The organism is Streptomyces sp. NPDC032126, from assembly GCF_055580085.1.
Map to the genome: position 1 here is coordinate 336,406 of NZ_JBVIMA010000006.1, position 21,878 is coordinate 358,283.

The window sequence follows — 21,878 nt, forward strand, 5'->3', positions numbered from 1 at the left end:
GTCATCCGCGCCCGGGTGTCCCGTGGGGCGGGACCTATGCACGCGCCGCCACACCGACGGCGGTACGGCCCCGAGGGCAGTGCCGGCCGTTGCCGTCAGCACAGCGGCACCGCCTCCCCGGGGCCCGCCGGCCAGGCCGTCAGGGGGGTGAAGCCGCGGTGGCCGCACTCGCCGAAGACCTTGATCGGGGCGCCGCCCGACAGCGCGACCAGACGCCACAGGCCGGGACGGGAGACCGCGGTGGGTGTGAGCGGCAGGGCGGTGTCACCGGCGGCGTCCGCCAGTTGCCACGCGTCGCCGTCCGGGGTCGGCACGACGTCGTCCAGCGTGACCGGGACGGAGTCCAGCCAGGGGTCCTCGCGCAGGGCGACGCCATAGCGGGCGGCCGCCTCGGACGTCGACACGCCCGGGGGGCGTACGGCCGTCGGCGCGGGCGGGGCGTGGCGCGCGGTCAGCGCCGCCCGCTGCCGGCCGGGGTCCGGGTAGGCGGACAGCTCGGCGTCGAGGGCCAGGCCGACCGGCAGCGCCGGCTCCGGAGCGCGGCCCGCCGCCCCGTAGGAGAGGAGCAGGGCCGTACGGCCGGACTCGGCGCCGTACAGCCAGATACGGCGGGTCGTCAGTTTCGGGTCCACCGTGTCGTACTGGGCGAGGACCAGCCAACGGTCGCGGACCGGCGGGCCGGACGGGGAGCCGGTCAGGCCGACGCGTGAGCGGACCGTCGCCGCCAGGCCCTCCGGCAGGTCCGCCCGGTGCAGCCAGCCCTGGTCGAGGAGGTGCAGCAGGGCGCACTCCTCCAGCAGCCGCACCGGCCAGCCGGGACCGGAGCCGGGGATCGCGCCCAACTCCCGCACCCGCCCGGCCAGCCCGGACGCCTGGGCGTCGACCATGCGGGCGGCCGTCTCCTCCCACAGCCCGTACCCCGCCTGCTCGGCCGTGGCCAGACCGGAGCGCAGCAGATCGGCGAGGCGCTGCTCCAGCTCGGTCGCCCCCGCCGTGATCCGCTCGGCACGGCGCTCCGCCCGGCGCCGCGCCGCCTCAGGATCGGCGAGCCCGGCCGGAGAACCCCCCGCGCCCTCCTCCCCTCTCCTCTCCCCTGTCTCCGCGCGCCCGCGCAGGCCCGCGAGCCAGTCCTCCGCCCACTCCGGCGCCTCCCCCCGGGGCACCGCGGCGTCCCCGCCCGACCACAGCAGCAGCAGCCCGACGGCGTGCTTGCACGGGACCTTGCGGCTCGGGCAACTGCACCGGTACGCCGGGCCGGAGGCCTCGTCCGCGACATCGACGACCGTGCGATACGGCGTCCGGCCGCTCCCCTCGCACAGACCCCACACCGCCCCCTCCCCGCTGCTGCCCGTCCCGGACCACACACCGGCCGAGCCGAGTTCGCTCCCCGCCTCGCGTGACGCGTCGTCAGGCGCCAGTGCCAGCACCTGGTCCACGCTCCAGCGCACCCCCTGCCGATTCATGTCTCCGACGGTAGATCCCCCCACTGACAATCGGTCCGGACCGGACCCCGGCCGACCCCGCCGCGAGGGCGTTTTCGCAGGTCAGGCCGGATTGTCAGTGGGGTGATGCAGAGTGGGAGCCATGTCCGAACCGGCCGAGCTGGAGGGGGACTCACACCATGTCCGTGTCCATTGACCCGACCGTCGGGGCACCGGGGGAGCAGCAGCACGGCGAGACGCTGCGTCCGCACGCCGAGGACGCCTTCGCCCAGGAACTGGCCGCGCTGGCCGCGCACGACGACCGGCCCCGCCCGCCCCGCTGGAAGCTGTCGCCGTGGGCCGTCGCCACCTATCTCCTCGGCGGAACCCTGCCCGACGGCACCCCGATCACCCCCAAGTACGTGGGGCCGCGCCGCATCGTCGAGGTCGCCGTCACCACCCTCGCCACCGACCGCGCCCTGCTGCTCCTCGGCGTCCCCGGCACCGCCAAGACCTGGGTGTCCGAGCACCTGGCCGCCGCGGTCAGCGGCGACTCGACGCTGCTCGTGCAGGGCACCGCCGGCACCCCTGAGGAAGCCATCCGCTACGGCTGGAACTACGCCCAGCTGCTGGCCCACGGCCCGAGCCGCGCCGCCCTCGTGCCCAGCCCCGTCATGCGGGCGATGGCCCAGGGGGCGACGGTCCGCGTCGAGGAGCTCACCCGGATCCCGGCGGACGTCCAGGACACGCTCATCACCATCCTGTCGGAGAAGACCCTGCCGATCCCCGAGCTGGGGCAGGAGGTCCAGGCCGTGCGCGGCTTCAACCTCATCGCCACGGCCAACGACCGCGACCGGGGGGTCAACGAGCTGTCCAGCGCGCTGCGGCGCCGCTTCAACACCGTGGTGCTGCCGCTGCCGGACAGCATCGAGGCCGAGGTCGACATCGTCGCCCGCCGCGTCGACCAGATCGGCCGCTCCCTCGACCTGCCCGCCGCTCCCGACGGCATCGACGAGATCCGCCGCGTGGTGACCGTCTTCCGTGAACTGCGCGACGGGGTCACGGCCGACGGCCGGACGAAGGTGAAGTCGCCCAGCGGGACCCTGTCCACGGCCGAGGCGATCTCCGTGGTCACGGGCGGGCTGGCGCTCTCGGCCCACTTCGGCGACGGCGTGCTGCGGGCGGGCGATGTCGCCGCCGGGATCCTCGGTGCCGTGGTGCGCGATCCGGCCGCCGACCGGGTCGTCTGGCAGGAGTATCTGGAGGCGGTGGTGCGGGAGCGCGAGGGGTGGACGGACTTCTACCGGGCCTGCCGCGAAGTGAGCGGCTGAACCGGGGCGGGGACGGGACGGGGGACGACATGGTGGGTGCTGAGGGAGCCGGGCCGCACCGCCCGGGCGCGGAACCCTTGCTGCTGGGGGTGCGGCATCACGGGCCGGGATCGGCGCGGGCCGTGCGGGCGGCGCTGGAGGCGGCACGGCCGAGCGTCGTCCTGATCGAGGGGCCGGCCGAGGCCGACACCCTGGTCCCGCTGGTCGGCGACGCCGGCATGCGCCCCCCGGTCGCCCTGCTGGCGCACGCCGTCGACGAGCCGGGCCGGTCGGCGTTCTGGCCGTTCGCCGAGTTCTCGCCGGAGTGGGTCGCGATGCGGTGGGCCGTGGCGCACGGGGTGCCGGTCCGTTTCATCGACCTTCCCGCGGCGAACGCGCTGGCGTGGGAGCGCGAGGAGGAGGCGGAGGAGCGGGAGGAGGGCGCCCGTGTCGACCCCCTCGCCGTGCTGGCCGAGACGGCGGGGTACGACGACCCCGAGCGCTGGTGGGAGGACGTGGTCGAGCACCGGGGCGCCGGGCCGGGGGACCCGTTCGCGCCGTTCGCCGCCGTGGAGGAGGCGATGGGCGCGCTGCGGGAGGCCGACGACGACGAGGCGCGCGACCGGGACGCGGTGCGGGAGGCGTACATGCGGCTCCACCTGCGCGCCGCGCGGCGGGAGTTCGGGGGCGGCGGGGTCGCGGTGGTGTGCGGGGCCTGGCATGTGCCGGCGCTGCGCAGGCGGACGGCGGCCGCCGCGGACCGGGCGCTGGTGAAGGGGCTGGCCAAGGTCAAGGCGGATCTGACCTGGGTGCCGTGGACGTACCGCAGGCTGGCGCGGACGAGCGGGTACGGCGCGGGGATCACCTCCCCGGGGTGGTACGGCCATCTGTTCGCCGTGCCGGACCGGCCGGTCGAGCGATGGCTCACCAGGGTCGCGGCGCTGCTGCGGGAGGAGGACCGGATCGTGTCCCCGGCGCACGTCATCGAGGCGGTGCGGCTGGCCGGGACGCTCGCCGCGCTGCGGGGCCGCCCGCTGCCCGGGCTCGGGGAGACGACCGACGCGGTACGGGCGGTGATGTGCGAGGGGTCGGACGTGCCGCTGGCGCTGGTGCGGGACCGGCTGGTGGTGGGGGACGCGCTGGGGGAGGTGCCGGTGGGCGCGCCGGCGGTGCCGTTGCAGCGCGATCTGGACCGGCAGCAGCGGAAGGTGCGGCTGAAGCCGGAGGCGCGGGAGCGGGAGATCGAGCTGGACCTGCGCAAGGAGGCCGACGCCGCGCGGAGCAGGCTGCTGCACCGGCTGCGGCTGCTCGGGGTCGGATGGGGCGAGCCGGCCGTGGCGCGGGGGAGCACCGGGACCTTCCGGGAGACGTGGCGGCTGCAGTGGGAGCCGGAGCTGTCGGTGCGGGTCGCGGAGGCCGGGGTGTGGGGGACGACCGTGCTCGCGGCGGCCACGGCCAAGGCGGAGTCGGACGCCGTGACGGCCCAAGGGCTCGCGGAGGTCACCGGGCTGGCGGAGCGCTGTCTGCTGGCCGGTCTGCCGGAGGCGTTGCCGGCGGTGATGCGGGTCCTCGCCGACCGCGCGGCTCTCGACACGGACGTCGGCCATCTGGCCCAGGCCCTGCCCGCCCTGGTCCGCTCCCTGCGCTACGGGGATGTGCGGGGCACGGACACCGGGGCGCTGTCCGAGGTCGCCGAGGGCCTCGCCGAGCGGATCTTCGTCGGCCTGCCGCCCGCGTGCGCCGGGCTGGACACGGACGCGGCGCTGGAGATGCGGGGTCACGTGGACGCCGTCCACGGGGCGGTCGGGATGCTGGCGGACACGGGCGCCGGCGCCGACTCCCTTGATCTACGCGGCCGTTGGTGGGGCGTCCTGCGGGTGCTGGGGCAACGGGAGCGGGTGCCCGGGGTGATCCGGGGGCGGGCCGTTCGACTGCTGCTGGACGGTGGCGAGTTGGCGGAGGCGGAGGCGGCCCGGCTGATGGGACTCGCCCTGTCGGTGGGGGCGGCGCCGGCGGACGCGGCGGCGTGGATCGAGGGGTTCGTGGGCGGCGGCTCCGGCGGGGGGATGCTGCTGGTCCACGACGAGCGGCTGCTGGCGCTGGTCGACACATGGCTGACGGGGATACCTGCGGAGGCGTTCACGGACGTACTCCCGCTGCTGCGGCGGACGTTCTCCGCGTACGGGACGGGGGTCCGGCGGACCCTGGGGGAACTGGTGCGACGCGGGCCCGAGGAGAGGGGCGCGGTCGCGGGCGCCGGGTCGGGCGTGCCCGGCTTCGCACCGGAGCCGGATCGCGCCCGGGCGGAGGCGGTGATGCCGGTGGTGCGGCTGCTGCTGGGGGAGCGGGCGGAAGGGGACGGGCTGGAAGGGGTGGTCGTATGACGCAGGCGGAGACGCAGACGGAGACCGAGACGGAGACCGAGACGGAGACCGAGACGGAGACCGAGACGGAGACCGAGACGGAGACCGAGACGGAGACCGAGACGCAGAGGGGTGAGCGGCTTCGGCGGTGGCGGATGGTGTTGGGGGGTGATGCCGCGGACGGTACCGGGGTGTCGTTGGCGGGCCGGGACGCGGCCATGGACGGGGCGCTCGCCTCCCTGTACGGGCGGGAGGATCGGGGGCAGCAGCAGACGGGGCGGGAGCGGCAGGCGGGGCTCGGGGCGTCGGCGCCGGCCGTGGCGCGGTGGCTGGGCGACATCCGGACGTACTTCCCCTCCTCCGTCGTCCAGGTCATGCAGCGGGACGCCATCGAACGGCTCGGGCTGTCCACACTGCTGCTGGAACCCGAGATGCTCGAAGCGGTCGAGGCCGACGTGCACCTCGTCGGCACGCTGCTCTCGCTCAACAAGGCGATGCCCGAGACGACGAGGGAGACCGCGCGGGCCGTCGTGCGCAAGGTCGTCGACGACCTGGAGAAGCGGCTCGCCACCCGCACCCGGGCCACCCTCACCGGAGCCCTGGACCGCAGCTCCCGGGTCCACCGGCCGCGCCATCGCGACATCGACTGGAACCGCACGATCGCCGCCAACCTCAAGCACTACCTGCCGGAGTACGGAACGGTCGTGCCGGAGCGGCTCGTCGGGTTCGGGCGGTCGGCGCGGGCCGTCAAGAAGGACGTGATCCTGTGCGTCGACCAGTCGGGGTCGATGGCGGCGTCGGTGGTGTACGCGTCGGTGTTCGGGGCGGTGCTCGCTTCGATGCGGTCCCTCGACACCCGGATCGTGGTGTTCGACACCGCCGTCGTCGACCTCAGCGATCAGCTGGACGACCCGGTCGACGTCCTGTTCGGCACCCAACTCGGCGGCGGCACGGACATCAACCGGGCGCTCGCGTACTGCCAGTCGCACATCACCCGGCCCGCCGAGACGATCGTCGTGCTGATCAGCGACCTCTACGAAGGGGGCATACGCCAGGAGATGCTGAAGCGGGTCGCGGCGATGAAGGCGTCCGGGGTGCGGTTCGTGACGCTGCTCGCGCTGTCGGACGAGGGGGCGCCGGCGTACGACCGGGAGAACGCGGCTGCGCTCGCGGCGCTGGGCACACCGGCGTTCGCGTGCACGCCCGAGCTGTTCCCGGAGGTGATGGCGGCGGCGATCGAGAAGCGGCCGCTGCCGATACCCGACACCGCGTGACGAGGTGCGGCGGGTGACGACTTGTCGACCCGGGGGCGGCGGCAAAAAGGACATGGCTACCCATCGGTAACAGGGGGCTTGCGTGACCGCGGGACCCCCGTGCAAGGATCGACGCCTCTTCTCCCGGGAGGTCCGCCCCTTTTGACCCCGCCCACCGCTCTTCCCCACACCGCCGCGCCGCGCGTTCCGCGTGCCGCGGTGGGGCGGCGTGCGCTGTATGTGGCACTGCTGCTGGGCGGGTTGTGGATGCTGGGCGTGCTCTTCGGCGGGCGGGCGGAGGCGGCCGAGGGGACGGGGACCCCGGTGACTCCGGTGGCCTCGGTCACCGGGACGTTCACCGCGGCCGCGGCAGCGGTGCCGGACTCCCCGGCTGGATCCCCCTCCTCCATGGGCGACGAAGTCGTACACCCGCTGGAGCATGTACGGCCCGCAGAAAACGCCGTGCGGCCCGTGGATCACGTCGTGCGGTCCGTGACCGAGGAGTTGACGCGGGCGGGGGAGCGGTTGCCGTCGCTCCCGTCGCTGCCCGGGGTTCCCGACCTTCCCGGGGTTCCCGCGAGTTCGTTGCCCGTCACCCAGGCGCCGCAGTCCGGCGCACCGGTGGTGTCCGTCGTGCCGGGTGACCGTGAGGACGGGCGGAAGGCGTCCGCCGTGGACGCGGCGGCGGTGAGCCGTACGGACGCGTACGGTCCGTCGGCCGTCGGGGACGGCGAGCGGGGAGCGTACGGCGATCGCCGGCACGCCACCCCGCGATCCGGTTCGGCTCCCGTGCGTCAGGCGCCCGCCGGTGATCCCCACGGGATGCTGGGCCACGCGCCCGCGATGGACGGCGGTGCGTCGCGGCACGGGGACGCGCATGCCGTGACCTCGCATCAGCAGGCGCCGCTGGCGCTGATGGCCGGCGGTGCCGTGCGCACCGAGGCCGACGAGACCCGGGACCGGTACCGGGACATTCCCGTTTTCCCCGCTTAGGGCAGGCCCTTCCCGCGCCGTAGACCTGCCGCGCGGGGGCGGAACAGGTCTGCCCGTCCGTTCGGACCCCCCAACCCGTTCTCCGGTCCGGACGGAAGCACCCGAATGTCCCAAGCCTTCCGAAGTCTCGGAACCCCCTAAGGATCTGACGTACGCATGAACAAGAACATCCGCCGTTCCATCGTGATAGCCGCCGGAGTCACCGGTGCCTGGGCGCTCGGCTCCGCCGTGGCCAGCGCCGACGAACTGCCCGCCTCCTCCCTCTCCGTCACCGACACGACGTCGGACCCGGCCGGGAACCTGGTCGGGGGAGTCGAGGGCGTCACCGGTGAGGTGACCGGTGCGGTCACGGCGACCGTGGACGGGGTCGTCGCCGACGTGACCGCTGACGCGCGGGGCACGGCCGCCGAAATCACCGACGCGACAGCCCCGGCCGTCGACGCCGCCGACGCGGGCAAGGGCGCTGCCGCGACCGTGCGGACCACGAGTGTCCGGGGCGCGCAGGCCATCCAGGGGGCCCGGGCGGCGCGCGCCGCGCAGGCCACGGCGCAGGCTCGGACCACCGCCCAGGAGCACGCCCGTGCGCTGCGGGAGCGGGCGGCCACCGTGCTGTCCGACCTGGAGTCCGGTACGGCGGCTCGGCACGGCGTCGACTACCTCTTCGGCCCGCTGTCCGCCTTCGCCCCGGAGCTGGAGGAGGCACTGGCCGCCGCCCAGACGAAGCTGCAAGGGACGCGTGCGCAGGGCGCCAAGGGCGCGGCACGGACGGAGGCGCGACAGGTCGCCGCGGGCGCGGGCCGCACGGCGACCGGTGCGCAGGGGGTCGCCTCCGGCGCCACCACGACGGCGGAGGGCGCCACCACGACTGCGCAGGGCACGGCCACGGCGGCTCGGAGCACCGCGAACGGCACCACGAGGGTCGCCGCGACGGCCGCCACGACGAGCGTGTCCGCCGTGCCGGGACACGTCACCGGCACGGTGAGCAGCGCCCTGCGGAGCACGGTCGTGCCGGTCGCGCGACAGACCGCGAGCGCGGCCGTCCCGCCCGTCGCCGACACCGCCGTGGACGGACTGCTGCCGGTCGCCGGGGGCGCGGTGTCCGACGTGCGCGGCGTCGCAGGGGAGGCGGTTTCGGGTGTGCAGCCGGTTGTGGGTGGCGTGGTCTCAGGGGCCCGAGTGATCGCCGACGGCGCCATCACCGGAGTGCACGGCGTCGTCGATGGGGCGGTTGCCGGGGTTCGAGGGGCGGTTCTCGGGGTCGTCGCCGACGTGCCGGACTATGCCTCCGGGGTCGTGGGTCAGGTCGCCGGGGACGCCGTGGGGGCTGTCCTGCCGGCCGTTGCGAACACCGCCGTGCACGGGGTCGTGCCGGTGGCCGGTCAGGCCGTCGCCGACGCCGGTGCGCTCGCGTACGGCGTCACGGATGACGTACGGCCCTTCGCGGGCGGCGTCGCCGCCGACGTACCGCCGCTCGCGCAGGGCGTGACCGGGCAGGTGGGCGGCTTCGCGTACGGGGTGAGCGGTCAGGTCGGGCCCTTCGCGGGCGGGGTCGTCGACGCCGTGGAGCCGGTCGTGGAGACGGTGGCCGGGATCGCCCGGCCGGTCGTGCGGGGGGTGGGCGGCAGCGCCACCACGCTGGCGTACGGCGTCACCGCCGAGGCCGCTCCGCTCGCGCAGGGCGTGACCGGGCAGGTGGGTGGCTTCGCGTACGGGGTCACCGGTGAGGTGGGGCCCCTGGTCCATGACCTCACCGGGACGGTCGCCGCCGACGTCGAGCCGCTGGCCGCGCACGCCGTGACCGGCGTCCGGGGCATCGCCGAGGGGGCGACCCCGGCGTACCTGGACAGCGCGTATGACGCCCACGGCTCGTCGTACCTCGGCTGACTCGACCGCATCCGCGTAGCGGACGAGCTCCGCCGCGGCGCTGACCCGGACGGCCGAACGCCGTCGGAATCGTTCGGGCGGCGTCGGGCGGGTGGGGCCGGGCAGCCCCATCGGGGTGGGGACGCCGGTGGGGACGCCCCGGCCCGGGCAGCGCCTTCGGGCGCTGTGCGCGCGGGGGTCCCACCGGGTCGACCCCAGCCCGGTGGGACCTCACACGCGGCACGCCGTGTCAGCGAGGACGGCATCATGTGACAGGTATCACCGCTCAGGTGTGACCCGCGATTTAGAGGCCCCCGGGAAGCAGAGATAACCTGCGAGACGGACATGCCGCGCGCTCGGACACCGTGTGCGCTTCCCTTGTGACACTGCGGACGTCGTCACGTTGCCCTTCGCGGCACGCCCACGCATCCAACGAACCGCGAGATCACTGATAGGGACGGAAGCGCGTGGACCTGTTCGAGTACCAGGCGAGGGACCTCTTCGCCAAGCACGATGTACCGGTGCTGGCCGGTGAAGTCATCGACACGCCTGAGGCGGCCCGCGCAGCCACCGAGCGCCTCGGTGGCAAGTCTGTCGTCAAGGCCCAGGTGAAGGTCGGCGGCCGTGGCAAGGCCGGTGGCGTGAAGCTCGCCGCCACCCCGGACGAGGCCGTCGCCCGCGCGACGGACATCCTCGGCATGGACATCAAGGGCCACACGGTCCACAAGGTGATGATCGCCGAGACCGCCCCGGAGATCATCGAGGAGTACTACGTCTCCTTCCTCCTCGACCGTGCCAACCGCACCTTCCTCTCCATCGCGTCCGTCGAGGGCGGCATGGAGATCGAGGAGGTGGCGGCCACCCGTCCGGAGGCCGTCGCCAAGACCCCGATCGACGCCAACGAGGGTGTGACCGAGGAGAAGGCCCGCGAGATCGTCGCGGCCGCCAAGTTCCCGGCCGAGGTCGCCGACAAGGTCGTGAACGTCCTCGTCAAGCTGTGGGACACCTTCATCAAGGAGGACGCCCTCCTCGTCGAGGTGAACCCGCTGGCGAAGGTCGCCTCCGGCGAGGTCATCGCCCTCGACGGCAAGGTCTCCCTGGACGAGAACGCCGAGTTCCGTCAGCCGGAGCACGAGGCCCTCCAGGACAAGGCGTCGGCGAACCCGCTGGAGGCCGCCGCCAAGGAGAAGAACCTCAACTACGTCAAGCTCGACGGCGAGGTCGGCATCATCGGCAACGGCGCCGGTCTCGTCATGAGCACCCTGGACGTCGTCGCGTACGCCGGTGAGAACCACGGCGGCGTCAAGCCGGCCAACTTCCTCGACATCGGCGGTGGCGCCTCCGCCGCCGTCATGGCGAACGGCCTGGAGATCATCCTGGGCGACCCGGACGTCAAGTCCGTCTTCGTCAACGTCTTCGGTGGCATCACCGCGTGCGACGAGGTCGCCAACGGCATCGTCCAGGCGCTGAAGCTCCTGGAGGACAAGGGCGAGGAAGTCACCAAGCCGCTGGTCGTCCGGCTGGACGGCAACAACGCCGAACTGGGTCGCAAGATCCTCTCCGACGCCAACCACCCGCTGGTCCAGCGCGTGGACACCATGGACGGCGCGGCCGACAAGGCCGCCGAGCTCGCGGCTGCGAAGTAAGGGAAGAGGGACTCAGACAGCCATGGCTATCTTCCTCAACAAGGACAGCAAGGTCATCGTCCAGGGCATGACCGGTGCCACGGGCATGAAGCACACCAAGCTCATGCTGGCCGACGGCACGAACATCGTCGGTGGTGTGAACCCCCGCAAGGCCGGCACGTCCGTCGACATCGACGGCAACGAGATCCCGGTCTTCGGCACGGTCGCCGAGGCGATCGAGAAGACGGGCGCCAACGTCTCCGTCCTCTTCGTCCCGCCGGCCTTCGCCAAGGCCGCCGTCGTCGAGGCCATCGACGCCGAGATCCCCCTCGCGGTCGTCATCACCGAGGGCATCGCGGTCCACGACTCCGCCGCGTTCTACGCGTACGCCGTCGCCAAGGGCAACAAGACGCGCATCATCGGTCCGAACTGCCCGGGTCTGATCACCCCCGGCCAGTCCAACGCCGGCATCATCCCGGGCGACATCACCAAGCCGGGCCGCATCGGCCTGGTCTCGAAGTCCGGCACGCTGACGTACCAGATGATGTACGAGCTGCGTGACATCGGCTTCTCCTCCGCCGTCGGTATTGGTGGCGACCCGGTCATCGGTACGACCCACATCGACGCGCTCGCCGCGTTCGAGGCCGACCCCGACACCGACCTGATCGTGATGATCGGTGAGATCGGTGGCGACGCCGAGGAGCGGGCCGCCGCGTTCATCAAGGAGAACGTGAAGAAGCCGGTCGTCGGTTACGTCGCCGGCTTCACCGCGCCCGAGGGCAAGACCATGGGCCACGCGGGTGCGATCGTGTCCGGTTCGTCCGGTACGGCCGCCGCGAAGAAGGAGGCCCTCGAGGCCGCCGGCGTCAAGGTCGGCAAGACGCCGACCGAGACGGCGAAGCTCGCCCGCGAGATCCTCGCCGGCTGAGCCGTTCAGTCCAGCGCAGGTGGCCCGTTCCCCGGAGTGGGGGCGGGCCACCCGCGTTTCCGCTCGCCGGGGGGAGACACCGTCAGCGTGCCTCCGGCAGCACGCGCTCCGGGCCGTGCGACATGTGCGAACGGAGCTTGGCCCGCAGCGACAGTTCCGGGTCCGACAAGGGGCCCGGGGCCATTCTCGGCGGGACTCCCTGGACCGTTTCTCCCCGGGGGACCGGGGCCTCGTAGCGCGTGGGAGCCGTGCGCAGCGTCAGGGCCGTCGCGCCGACGATCGTGATCGTGAAGGCGATCGCCGCGCGCGTCCAGAAACGCGCCCGGCGTTCGCTGCCCAGCCGCACCGACGGGGGCTTCGCCGCGCGCAGGCGCTCCACGGAGGCGACCTCGGCGAGGCGCCGGTGCAGCGTGGCGGGGTCCGCGAGGTCGGGCAGGCGCGCGGCGATCTCCTCGCGCGCGTGCAGCAGCCGGCGGGCGGTCGCCGGGGTGCTCGCCTCCGTCTCCGCCGCCGTCTCCGGCAGATCGAGACCGATCCCGTCGTACAGCAGCAGCGTGCGCCGGTACGACGGCGGCAGCTTCAGCAGCGCGTCGAGCAGCGCGCGGTCGGAGGCGTCGGCGGGGGGTGGCTCGGGGTAGCGGTAGCGCGGGCGGAGGCGGTGCCAGGGGGAGAGGGCGTACTCGTACGCCGCCGCCCGCACCCAGCCCGCCGGATCGCGGTCACGCGCCACCTCGGGCCAGTGCTCCCAGGCACGGTGGAAGGCCCGTTCGACGGATTCGCGGGCGAGTTCGCGGCGCCCGGTGAGGAGATAGGTCTGCCGTACGAGGGCGGGGGCGCAGAACGCGTAGAGCGCGTCGAAGGCCTGAGCGGGGGTCAGGGCGGCGGGGACGGGCCGCTTGACGAGGCTGACCGTCACATCCGCGCGGGCCGGGGTGGCCTGACGATCCGTCGACTCCTTCAGTGTCACCGGGCGCCCTTCCGTACGAACAAGTACATAAACGTATATTGAGCGACACAACGGGGCTTCGCCTGTTACGCCGGGAAAGCGCGTGTCGTTGGGAGCATGGCGGGCGTGATGCCGATGACCGCTCGCCGTTCGTCCCCGTCCCCGCTGCTCTCCCGCTGGCGCGACCGCTCGCCCGGACTGGCCGCCGGCCTCCTGGGCGGTGCGCTGGCGGCCGGGCTGGGGCTCGGTTCGCTCGCCGTGCTCGTGATGGTGCTGTGGATCAGCTCGCCGTACCCCGACAGCGGGCCGTCCGGCGCGCTGCATGTCGCCGCCGCGCTGTGGCTGCTCGCGCACGGGGCCGAACTGGTGCGCACCGACACGCTGGCCGGCGTCCCGGCGCCGGTCGGGGTCACGCCGCTGCTGCTGCTCGCGCTGCCGGTGTGGCTGGCGCACCGGGCCGCGCGGGACGCGGTGGAACCGGACGGCGACGAGGAGGACGCGGCGCCGGTGAGCGGGCGTGCCGCGTGGGCGGGCGTCGTCCTCGGCTATCTCGCCGTCGGCACGGCCGCCGCCCTGTACACGGCCGACGGCGCTCTGCGGCCCTCGTGGGGCTGGACGGTGGCCGGGATGCCGACGGTGGTGGCACTGGCGGCGGGGGCGGGAGTCTGGACGGCGCACGGCCGTCCCCGCGACGCGGCGGACGGCGCACTGCTTCTGCTGCCGCGCACGCTACGACGACCCCTGCTCGACCCGGCCGAACGGCGACGGCTGGCAGCGGCGACGCGGGCGGCGACAGCCGGGGTCTCGCTGCTCTTCGGGGGCGGCGCGGGCCTGGTGGCGGCGTCGTCGGTGTGGCACTACGAGCCCGCCCGCGCGTCCTTCCTCCAGCTGACGGAGGGCTGGTCGGGGCGGTTCGGGGTCCTGCTGCTCTGCATGGCCCTCGTCCCTAACGCGGCCCTGTGGGGAGCGGCCTACGCCCTGGGCCCCGGATTCGCCCTGGGCACGGCGCACACGGTGACCCCTCTCGCCTCGGATCCCGCCCCCCTGCTCCCCCCGTTCCCTCTGCTCGCGGCGGTCCCGGACGCGGGCCCGGGAACGCCGTGGAACTGGGCGGCGGCGGTGGTGCCGGTGGTGGCCGGGGTGACGGTGGGGTGGTTCGTGGCGGGAGCGGCGGGGCGGGGCGGCTGGACGCGGGGGCGTACGGCGGTCACCGCGCTGCTCGCCGCCGGGCTGTGCGCCGTCGCGGTCGCCGCGCTCGCCGGGCTGGCCGGGGGGCCGCTCGGGGTCGCCGCGCTCGCCGGGTTCGGGCCGGTCGGATGGCAGGTCGGTGCGGCGGCGCTGGCGTGGCTCGCGGTGATCGCGGTGCCGGTGGCCGTGGGCGTACGGGCCTGGCGCCACCGGAGGCGCGGCGCACGGCGATCGCGACGGTCGGACACCCTGCCCCTCGTCGCCCCTCGCCCGGAGCCCCCGGCCCCGACACCGGCCTCGGCTCCTACGCCGGCCGGTGACCCACCCCCCACGGACCCCACCTACGAGCCGTACGACTTCCTCCCCCTCGACCCACCCGAGGACCCCCTGTCACCCCTGCCCTGGCACGACGACCCCGCCGGCAGATCCCACTGGACGGCTCTGAGGGACGCGACGTCCACAGAGGCGAATTACCCAGGCCTCAAGAATCCGCCGGACAAGGACGCGGCGCCCGAGCTACGCGACCCCCACGCCCCGCCCGGAATCCCCGGCGCCCCCGGCGCCCTCGACTCCTGAGCGGCAGTCCAAAACCCGGACCCGGACCCGGCCCCTTCCTCAGTCGCTCTCTCCCAGCAACCCCCGCAGTTCCTTCGGCAGCAGGTCGTCGCAGGACTGCTTCGCCTCGTGGGTCAGCGCGTCCTGCCTGCACGTGTAGTAGTCCTGGTAGACCAGCTGGGCGGCGAAGCCCGCCGCCACCAGGGCCAGCGCCAGCGACGCCGTCACCACGCCGCTGACCGCCGCCGTGATCTGGGGCCGGCCCCCGCTGTCGGGCGGGGCCGGGGTGTTCGGGTCGGGGACGCGGGGCTTGGCGCGCAGCGCGCTGATGCCCCAGTACAGGCCGAGCGCACCGAGCAGCAGGCCAACGTACGGCCAGCCGAAGAGGACGAAGAAGACGGCCCACATGCCGCTGAGCAGGGCGTAACGCGCCCGGCGCTGCGAGGGGTCGGCCGGGTCCCAACGGGGTCCGGGGGTGGGGTTGGGGCCGCCCTGGCCCTCGGGGCCGCTGCCGGGACGCTGGCCGAAGCCACCGCCGGGGGCGCGACCGGGCTGGCGGTCGCTCCACTGACTGCCCCAGGGAGAGCCACCCTGCGGAGGACCCCCCTGAGGGGGCCCGCCCTGCCCGGAATCAGGACCGGAGCCGTGACCCGAGCCGGAGCCGTGACCTGATTCGGAGCCGTCGGCGCCCGGGGACGGGTGGCGGGGCTGCCAGGGACGGTCCGGTGCGCCCTCCGGCGGCGGGGCGAAGGGGTTGTCGTCCTGGGGCTCGCCCCGCTGGTCCTCGGGCGTCCTGGGCGGCGAGGTGGGGCGCTCCCGCAGCAGCACGGCTGCACGCTCCCCTCCCTGCGCTGACTGCGGGGGGAGCGTGTGGAGTCGCAGGCTGCGGTCCGACATCAAGTGAGTGTCTTCCCCTAGGTGGTTACGGCTGTCCGACAAGAGCGTCCCCCTGGAAAACGCACCGCACCACGATCGCGTTCCCGAGTCGCTCGCCCCAGACGCTACCTTCCGGCCACGCCCCCGTCCCATGAGGGGCTTCCGGTGTGCCGGTATCGTTGCTGGCGGTCGGCCGCTTCGTAGACTTCCCCGTATCCCGGGGCGCGAAGCATTCGTACGACTGTACAAACCGGCCGTACAGAAGCTCCCCCGAGAAAGGGCCCCCAACCGTGGCCGCCACCCCCGCCGGACCAGCGGTCAAGCGCCTCGTCGTGCTGGTCTCCGGATCCGGCACCAATCTGCAGGCGCTGCTGGACGAGATCGCCCGCGTCGGAGCCGAGGCGTACGGGGCCGAGATCGTCGCCGTCGGCGCCGACCGCGACGGCATCGAGGGGCTGGCCCGCGCCGAGCGCGCCGGACTGCCGACCTTCGTGTGCCGGGTGAAGGACTACGGGACCCGCGAGGAATGGGACGCCGCCCTCGCCGGGGCCGTCGCCGCCCACCGCCCCGACCTGGTCGTCTCCGCGGGGTTCATGAAGATCGTGGGCAAGGAGTTCCTGGCGCTGTTCGGCGGGCGGTTCGTCAACACGCATCCCGCCCTGCTGCCCAGTTTTCCCGGCGCCCACGGCGTCCGCGACGCGCTCGCGTACGGGGCCAGGGTCACCGGCTGCACCGTCCACTTCGTGGACGACGGCGTCGACACCGGGCCGATCATCGCCCAGGGCGTGGTGGAGGTCCGGGACGAGGACGACGAGAGCTCTCTGCACGAGCGCATCAAGGAAGTCGAGCGAAGGCTGCTCGTCGAGGTCGTGGGGCGGCTCGCCCGCAACGGCTATCGCATCGAGGGACGAAAGGTAGTTATCCAGTGACCGCCGAGAGCAACAAGCGGCCCATTCGCCGGGCGCTCGTCAGCGTCTACGACAAGACCGGCCTGGAAGAGCTGGCGCGCGGGCTGCACGAGGCCGGCGTCGAGCTGGTGTCCACCGGTTCCACCGCCTCCCGCATCGCCGCCGCCGGCGTGCCCGTCACCAAGGTCGAGGAGCTCACCGGCTTCCCCGAGTGCCTGGACGGCCGCGTCAAGACCCTGCACCCCAAGGTGCACGCCGGCATCCTCGCCGACCTGCGCCTGGACAGCCACCGCCGGCAGCTCGACGAGCTGGGCGTGGCCCCCTTCGACCTCGTCGTGGTCAACCTCTACCCCTTCCGGGAGACCGTCGCCTCGGGCGCCTCGCCCGACGAGTGCGTCGAGCAGATCGACATCGGCGGCCCGTCGATGGTCCGCGCCGCCGCCAAGAACCACCCGTCGGTCGCGGTCGTCACCAGCCCGGCCCGCTACGCCGACGTCCTGGCCGCCGTGCGGGACGGCGGGTTCGACCTCGCCACCCGCAAGCGGCTCGCCGCCGAGGCCTTCCAGCACACGGCGTCGTACGACGTGGCGGTGGCGAGCTGGTTCGCGAGCGAGTACGCCCCGGTCGACGACTCCCGCTTCCCCGACTTCCTCGGCGCCACCTGGCAGCGCGAGAACACCCTGCGCTACGGCGAGAACCCGCACCAGCCGGCCGCGCTCTACGTCGACGGCGGTGGCAGCGGCCTCGCGCAGGCCGAGCAGCTGCACGGCAAGGAGATGTCGTACAACAACTACACGGACACGGACGCCGCGCGCCGTGCCGCGTACGACCACGACGAGCCCTGTGTGGCGATCATCAAGCACGCCAACCCCTGCGGCATCGCGGTCGGCGCGGACGTCGCCGAGGCGCACCGCAAGGCACACGCGTGTGACCCGCTGTCGGCGTTCGGCGGCGTGATCGCGGTCAACCGCCCGGTGTCGAAGGAGATGGCCGAGCAGGTCGCCGAGATCTTCACCGAGGTCATCGTCGCGCCCGACTACGAGGACGGCGCGCTGGAGGCCCTCGCCAAGAAGAAGAACATCCGCGTCCTCAAGGCGCCCGGCGCCCCGGCCAACCCGGTCGAGGTCAAGGCCGTCGACGGCGGTGTACTGCTCCAGGTGACCGACCGGCTCCAGGCCGACGGCGACGACCCGGCCAACTGGACCCTCGCGACCGGCGAGGCGCTCACCGCCGACGAGCTGGCCGAGCTCGCCTTCGCCTGGAAGGCGTGCCGGGCCGTGAAGTCCAACGCCATCCTGCTCGCCAAGGACGGCGCGTCCGTCGGCGTCGGCATGGGCCAGGTCAACCGGGTCGACTCCGCGAAGCTGGCGGTCGAGCGGGCCGGTGCGGAGCGGGCCCAGGGCTCCTACGCCGCCTCCGACGCGTTCTTCCCCTTCCCGGACGGGCTGGAGATCCTCACCGAGGCCGGCGTCAAGGCGGTTGTGCAGCCGGGCGGTTCGGTCCGCGACGAACTCGTCGTCGAGGCCGCGAAGAAGGCGGGCGTGACCATGTACTTCACGGGCACGCGGCACTTCTTCCACTGATCCGCCCCTGACATGACGAGGGCCCGCCGACCGTTCCCCGGTCGGCGGGCCCTCGTCATCGGTCCCGTCAGTAGCGCGGCCTGTTGAACCAGGCGGAGCCGGTCGAGTTGCCCGTGAACACGGCGATCAGGATGCCCAGCACCAGGTGCACCAGGCCGATGATCAGGAACGGGTACACGCCCAGCACCGCCGTGATGATGCCGAAGACCAGCGCGGCGACCCGCACACCGTTGCCGCCCGTCTTGAACTTCGTCGCCAGGAGGATCGCGTAGACCATCCAGCCGATCGCGAAGACGCCGATGGCGAACATCAGGCCCGCCGGAAGGTCACCGAGCCGCCTCGCCAGCTCCGAGTCGTCCCCGTCGTCCGCGTTCGCCGCGGCGAAACCGAGGCCGAGGTAGAGGAACACACCGATGACCTGGAGGCCGACGATCACCCAGAGCATGGCGCGGGCCGCGGAGACCGTGCCCGGCATGGTGGTCATGGGCGGGTGACCGCCCGCGTACGGCTGCGAGAGCGGCGGGGCGGCGGGGATGCCACCGGGGGCTCCGTAGTAGCCGGGCTGCTGCTGCGGGAAGCCGTAACCAGGCGCGGGAGGCTGCTCCTGCGGCTGCTGGGGGTTCTGGGGCGGCGGCCCGTAGGGGTTGTTCGGCTCGCCGTAGCTCATGGCGGGATTTCCTCCGTCTGCCGGGTGCGGGGACACGGCCGGCCGCACTGTTCACGTCAATCGTTGAGCACTGTCCGGATCGTTGTCCAGCGTCATTCCCCGGCGTTGTGCAAGCGCAATGACCGGGGCGGATTGGAACCCGGGGCCGGTCATCCGGGAGGATGGGGAGCATGACCGCCCAGATTCTCGATGGCAAGGCCACCGCAGCCGAGATCAAGTCCGATCTGACCGCCCGCGTGGCGGCTCTCAAGGAGAAGGGCGTGACGCCCGGTCTCGGCACGATCCTCGTCGGGGACGACCCCGGCAGCCAGAAGTACGTCGCCGGAAAGCACCGCGACTGCGCCGAGGTCGGCATCGCGTCGATCCAGCGCGAACTGCCCGCCACGGCCACGCAGGAAGAGATCGAGGCGGTCGTCCGCGAGCTGAACGAGGACCCCGCCTGCACCGGTTACATCGTCCAACTCCCGCTGCCCAAGGGCATCGACGAGAACCGCATCCTCGAACTGATGGACCCGGCCAAGGACGCCGACGGCCTGCACCCGATGAACCTCGGCCGGCTGGTGCTGAACGAGCCGGCGCCGCTGCCCTGCACCCCGAACGGCGTGCTCACCCTGCTGCGCCGCCACGGCGTGGAGATCAAGGGCGCGGAGGTCGTGGTCGTCGGCCGGGGCGTGACGATCGGCCGCCCGATGCCGCTGATGCTGACGCGGCGCAGCGAGAACGCCACGGTGACCCAGTGCCACACCGGCACCCGCGATCTGTCGGCCCACCTCAAGCGCGCCGACATCATCGTCGCGGCCGCCGGTTCCGCCCATCTGATCCGCGCCGAGGACGTGAAGCCGGGCGCCGCCGTCCTCGATGTCGGTGTCTCCCGCAGCGCCGAGGGCAAGATCGTGGGCGACGTCCACCCCGACGTGCGCGAGGTCGCCGCCTGGATCTCCCCGAACCCCGGCGGGGTCGGCCCGATGACCCGCGCCCAGCTGCTCGTCAACGTGGTCGAGGCGGCGGAGCGCAGTGTGGGCTGAGGCACGGGACCGGACCGAGGCCGGCGACCAGGACGAACCCGGCCGCGAGGCCGGCCGTCCGGCCCGGCGGCAGGGTCAGCGCCGCTTTCCCCGACTGACCCGGGACACCGCGCGTCCCGAGGGCGGCGGGCGGGCCGCGCCCGGGGACGCGCCGGCGCCCGCGCGGCAGTGGCCGATGCTCGCGGTGCTGGGCCTGGTCGCGCTGGGCCTGCTGCTCACCGCCGTCGACCTGTTCCGCGTCGGGACGGTCCTGGTCGGTGTGGCCCTGCTGGGCGGTGCGGTGCTGCGCTGGATGCTGCCGGGCGTCGGCATGCTGGCGGTGCGCTCCCGCTTCACCGACATCGCCACGTACGGGGTGCTGGGCACCGTGATCGTGCTGCTGGCGCTGATGGCCCAGCCCGACCCGTGGCTCCAGATCCCGTTCCTGAAGGACACCCTGCACTTCACGGTCAGCAGCTGAGTCCTCGCCGCTCGCGGCGGCGTACGGCGGCCCGTCCCCACCCCCGTGCGAGGACGGGCCGCCGACGTGTTCCACGCTTCCTCACGGCGAAGTGCCTGTTCAACACCTGTCAGGCCGCTGTGGCACGGAAGTGACCGTTCCGCTACGGAACCGAACTGCGCCCCCCGTGCGTCCACCCGATCGGACCCGGGGAGGTGGGTGATGAGCTCCTGGCAGCCGCTGCCGGACGAACTGCCGTCGGAGGTACGGCACTTCGTGGAGCACCTGCGGCAGTTGAAGGACCGCTCGGGGCTCAGCCTGGCGTCGCTGGGCGCGCGCACGGCGTACAGCAAGTCGTCCTGGCAGCGCTATCTGAACGCCGTCCAGCCGCCGCCGAGGCACGCCGTGGCCGCGCTGTGCAAGGTGGCGGGCGGGACCGAGGCGGAGGCGGAACGGTACTGCGTCCGCTGGGAGTTGGCGGTGGAGGCGTGGCCGAAGACGGGGCAGGGGAAGGCGGGGGACCAGGGGGAGCCGGGGGAAGCGCCCACCGGCGAGGGGGCGTACGAGGACGAGCCGACCGTGCCGTGGTGGGAGCGGTTGGAGGAGCGGGCGCCGAGCCGGTTCGGGCCGGGGCGGGTGCTGTGGGCGGCGGTGGCGCTGCTGGGGGTGCTGCTGGTCGCGGTGGTGGTGGGGGCGCTGGCGTTCGGCTGAGAGCGCGCGGGGCGGGCGCCGGAGTGTGGCCGTTGTGTCGATGCGTCGACAAAAACGTGGATCGGTATCGAATCGGCGGCACATCGGGGCTAACGTGTCCAATCGGGCGGAGCGTGCCGGGGGAGAGGGGGGCTCGATGCCTCGTTGGAGGGCCTTGCCCGAGGAACTCGACCCGCAGGTGCGGGAGTTCACCGAGCAGATGCGCCGCGTGGTGGACCGCAGCGCGCTGAGCCCGGCGGCGCTGGCGGACCGTACGGGATACAGCAGGACGTCGTGGGAGCGGTATCTGAACGGGCGGCTGCTGGCGCCCAAGGGGGCGATCGTCGCGCTGGCGGAGGTCACCGGGACGAACCCCCTCCATCTGACGACGATGTGGGAGCTGGCCGAACGGGCGTGGAGCCGGGCGGAGTCGCGGCAGGACCGCACGATGGAGGCGCTGCGGATCGCGCAGGCGCGGGCGGCGCTGGGGGCGGACGGCGAGGGCCGGGGCGCGGTGGTGGTGGCGCCGGGGATCGCGGGACCGGCGGGGGTGTCGCCGACGGTGCCGAGGGAGCCCGTGGCCGAGGGTGAGCGGCGGGAGTGGGGCCGGGGCTGGACGTTCCTCGCGGCGGCGGTCGGGGTGGTGGTGGTCGCGGCGGGCGCCTTCGTCCTGACGGACAGCGGTGGCGGCGGGGCGCGGGCCGGGACAGCCGCGAAGTCCCCCTCCCCCTCGGCGAGTTCGCGCGCGGCGCTGCCGGCCGGGGTGAAGTGCGCGGGGGCGGGGTGCACGGGGAAGGACCCGGAGGTGATGGGGTGCAGCGGTGATCTGGTGATGACGGCGAAGAGCGCGACGGTCCGGGCGACGGTGGTCGAGGTCCGCTACAGCAGGACCTGCGGCGCGGCGTGGGGAAGGATCACGCAGGCGGCCCAGGGCGACGTGGTGGAGGTGCACGTGGGCCGCCTCACCAAAACCGGCACGATCACGCAGCCGGGCGACACGATCGCGTACACCCCGATGCTGCCCGTCCCGAACGCGGCAGAGGCAAGAGCCTGCGTAACCCTGGCAACGGGCCTAAAGGGCTGCACGGGCTGACCGCGCCGTGACATCGGCGTGAGCCGTTCCGGCTCCCGCAAAAAAGTCAACCGGCGACACGAATGCCGCCCCCGATCCCGGGCACGCGAACCGTACCCCCACGGGATTCGGTCTCACCGATCCCCCACCCGGCGGCCGCCACGTCTCTCCTC

The 21,878-nt window shown here is 73.6% G+C and carries 18 protein-coding genes; 14 read left to right on the forward strand and 4 right to left on the reverse strand.

What is annotated here, in order from left to right:
* Window positions 1-95 precede the first annotated feature (95 nt).
* The gene (locus ACZ5NW_RS23925; RefSeq protein WP_468745909.1) at window positions 96-1,463 is read right to left on the reverse strand and encodes an SWIM zinc finger family protein; all 1,368 of its coding nucleotides are present in this window, start codon (window positions 1,461-1,463) and stop codon (window positions 96-98) included.
* Between the two features lie 158 nt (window positions 1,464-1,621).
* On the opposite strand from ACZ5NW_RS23925, the gene ACZ5NW_RS23930 reads away from it, so the two are divergent.
* The 7 genes from ACZ5NW_RS23930 to sucD all read left to right on the forward strand — a co-directional run bounded on the left by ACZ5NW_RS23930 (window position 1,622) and on the right by sucD (window position 11,756).
* Entirely contained in the window at window positions 1,622-2,752 is a 1,131-nt protein-coding gene (locus ACZ5NW_RS23930; protein WP_468745910.1) for an ATP-binding protein, read from the forward strand.
* A 29-nt stretch (window positions 2,753-2,781) separates the two neighbouring features.
* Entirely contained in the window at window positions 2,782-5,115 is a 2,334-nt protein-coding gene (locus ACZ5NW_RS23935; protein ID WP_468745911.1) for a DUF5682 family protein, read from the forward strand.
* Between the two features lie 134 nt (window positions 5,116-5,249).
* The gene (locus tag ACZ5NW_RS23940) at window positions 5,250-6,368 is read left to right on the forward strand and encodes a vWA domain-containing protein (RefSeq protein ID WP_468746173.1); all 1,119 of its coding nucleotides are present in this window, start codon (window positions 5,250-5,252) and stop codon (window positions 6,366-6,368) included.
* A gap of 141 nt (window positions 6,369-6,509) precedes the next feature.
* Complete coding sequence (locus tag ACZ5NW_RS23945; protein WP_468745912.1) at window positions 6,510-7,340, forward strand: hypothetical protein; 831 nt, start codon at window positions 6,510-6,512, stop codon at window positions 7,338-7,340.
* A gap of 156 nt (window positions 7,341-7,496) precedes the next feature.
* Window positions 7,497-9,224: a hypothetical protein gene (locus tag ACZ5NW_RS23950; RefSeq protein ID WP_468745913.1), complete on the forward strand. Its 1,728-nt coding sequence runs from the start codon at window positions 7,497-7,499 to the stop codon at window positions 9,222-9,224.
* A 446-nt stretch (window positions 9,225-9,670) separates the two neighbouring features.
* Window positions 9,671-10,849: an ADP-forming succinate--CoA ligase subunit beta gene (gene sucC / locus ACZ5NW_RS23955; protein WP_468745914.1), complete on the forward strand. Its 1,179-nt coding sequence runs from the start codon at window positions 9,671-9,673 to the stop codon at window positions 10,847-10,849.
* Window positions 10,850-10,871: 22 nt separating this feature from the next.
* Window positions 10,872-11,756 carry a succinate--CoA ligase subunit alpha gene (sucD, locus tag ACZ5NW_RS23960; protein ID WP_468745915.1) on the forward strand — a complete coding sequence of 295 codons (885 nt, stop codon included), beginning with the start codon at window positions 10,872-10,874 and terminating at the stop codon, window positions 11,754-11,756.
* An 82-nt stretch (window positions 11,757-11,838) separates the two neighbouring features.
* Here the strand turns inward: sucD and ACZ5NW_RS23965 are convergent, their stop codons facing one another.
* The gene (locus ACZ5NW_RS23965) at window positions 11,839-12,723 is read right to left on the reverse strand and encodes an RNA polymerase sigma factor (protein ID WP_468745916.1); all 885 of its coding nucleotides are present in this window, start codon (window positions 12,721-12,723) and stop codon (window positions 11,839-11,841) included.
* A 96-nt stretch (window positions 12,724-12,819) separates the two neighbouring features.
* On the opposite strand from ACZ5NW_RS23965, the gene ACZ5NW_RS23970 reads away from it, so the two are divergent.
* Window positions 12,820-14,466: a cell division protein PerM gene (locus ACZ5NW_RS23970; RefSeq protein WP_468745917.1), complete on the forward strand. Its 1,647-nt coding sequence runs from the start codon at window positions 12,820-12,822 to the stop codon at window positions 14,464-14,466.
* A 39-nt stretch (window positions 14,467-14,505) separates the two neighbouring features.
* On the opposite strand, the gene ACZ5NW_RS23975 is transcribed toward ACZ5NW_RS23970, so the two are convergent.
* A complete protein-coding gene (locus ACZ5NW_RS23975) occupies window positions 14,506-15,342 on the reverse strand; it encodes a hypothetical protein (RefSeq protein WP_468745918.1) in 837 nt (278 codons plus the stop codon).
* A 269-nt stretch (window positions 15,343-15,611) separates the two neighbouring features.
* Between ACZ5NW_RS23975 and purN the strand changes: the two genes are divergently transcribed.
* Window positions 15,612-16,250, forward strand: a complete 639-nt coding sequence (gene purN, locus ACZ5NW_RS23980) for a phosphoribosylglycinamide formyltransferase (RefSeq protein WP_468745919.1) — start codon at window positions 15,612-15,614, stop codon at window positions 16,248-16,250.
* Window positions 16,247-17,812, forward strand: a complete 1,566-nt coding sequence (gene purH, locus ACZ5NW_RS23985) for a bifunctional phosphoribosylaminoimidazolecarboxamide formyltransferase/IMP cyclohydrolase (RefSeq protein ID WP_468745920.1) — start codon at window positions 16,247-16,249, stop codon at window positions 17,810-17,812. The genes purN and purH overlap by 4 nt, the downstream gene beginning before the upstream one ends.
* Before the next feature lie 67 nt (window positions 17,813-17,879).
* Here purH and ACZ5NW_RS23990 read toward each other — a convergent pair whose 3' ends face one another.
* Window positions 17,880-18,479, reverse strand: a complete 600-nt coding sequence (locus ACZ5NW_RS23990; RefSeq protein ID WP_468745921.1) for a hypothetical protein — start codon at window positions 18,477-18,479, stop codon at window positions 17,880-17,882.
* Between the two features lie 170 nt (window positions 18,480-18,649).
* Here ACZ5NW_RS23990 and ACZ5NW_RS23995 point away from each other — a divergent pair, with 170 nt between their 5' ends.
* From ACZ5NW_RS23995 to ACZ5NW_RS24010, 4 genes are all read left to right on the forward strand, one after another.
* Window positions 18,650-19,504 carry a bifunctional methylenetetrahydrofolate dehydrogenase/methenyltetrahydrofolate cyclohydrolase gene (locus ACZ5NW_RS23995; protein ID WP_468745922.1) on the forward strand — a complete coding sequence of 285 codons (855 nt, stop codon included), beginning with the start codon at window positions 18,650-18,652 and terminating at the stop codon, window positions 19,502-19,504.
* Window positions 19,494-19,964 (forward strand): DUF3017 domain-containing protein, encoded by a 471-nt coding sequence (locus ACZ5NW_RS24000; protein WP_468745923.1) that lies wholly within the window; start codon window positions 19,494-19,496, stop codon window positions 19,962-19,964. Before ACZ5NW_RS23995 ends, ACZ5NW_RS24000 begins: the two co-directional genes overlap by 11 nt.
* A gap of 201 nt (window positions 19,965-20,165) precedes the next feature.
* Entirely contained in the window at window positions 20,166-20,654 is a 489-nt protein-coding gene (locus ACZ5NW_RS24005) for a helix-turn-helix domain-containing protein (RefSeq protein WP_468745924.1), read from the forward strand.
* A 154-nt stretch (window positions 20,655-20,808) separates the two neighbouring features.
* The gene (locus ACZ5NW_RS24010; RefSeq protein ID WP_468746174.1) at window positions 20,809-21,726 is read left to right on the forward strand and encodes a helix-turn-helix domain-containing protein; all 918 of its coding nucleotides are present in this window, start codon (window positions 20,809-20,811) and stop codon (window positions 21,724-21,726) included.
* The last annotated feature ends 152 nt before the right edge of the window (window positions 21,727-21,878 follow it).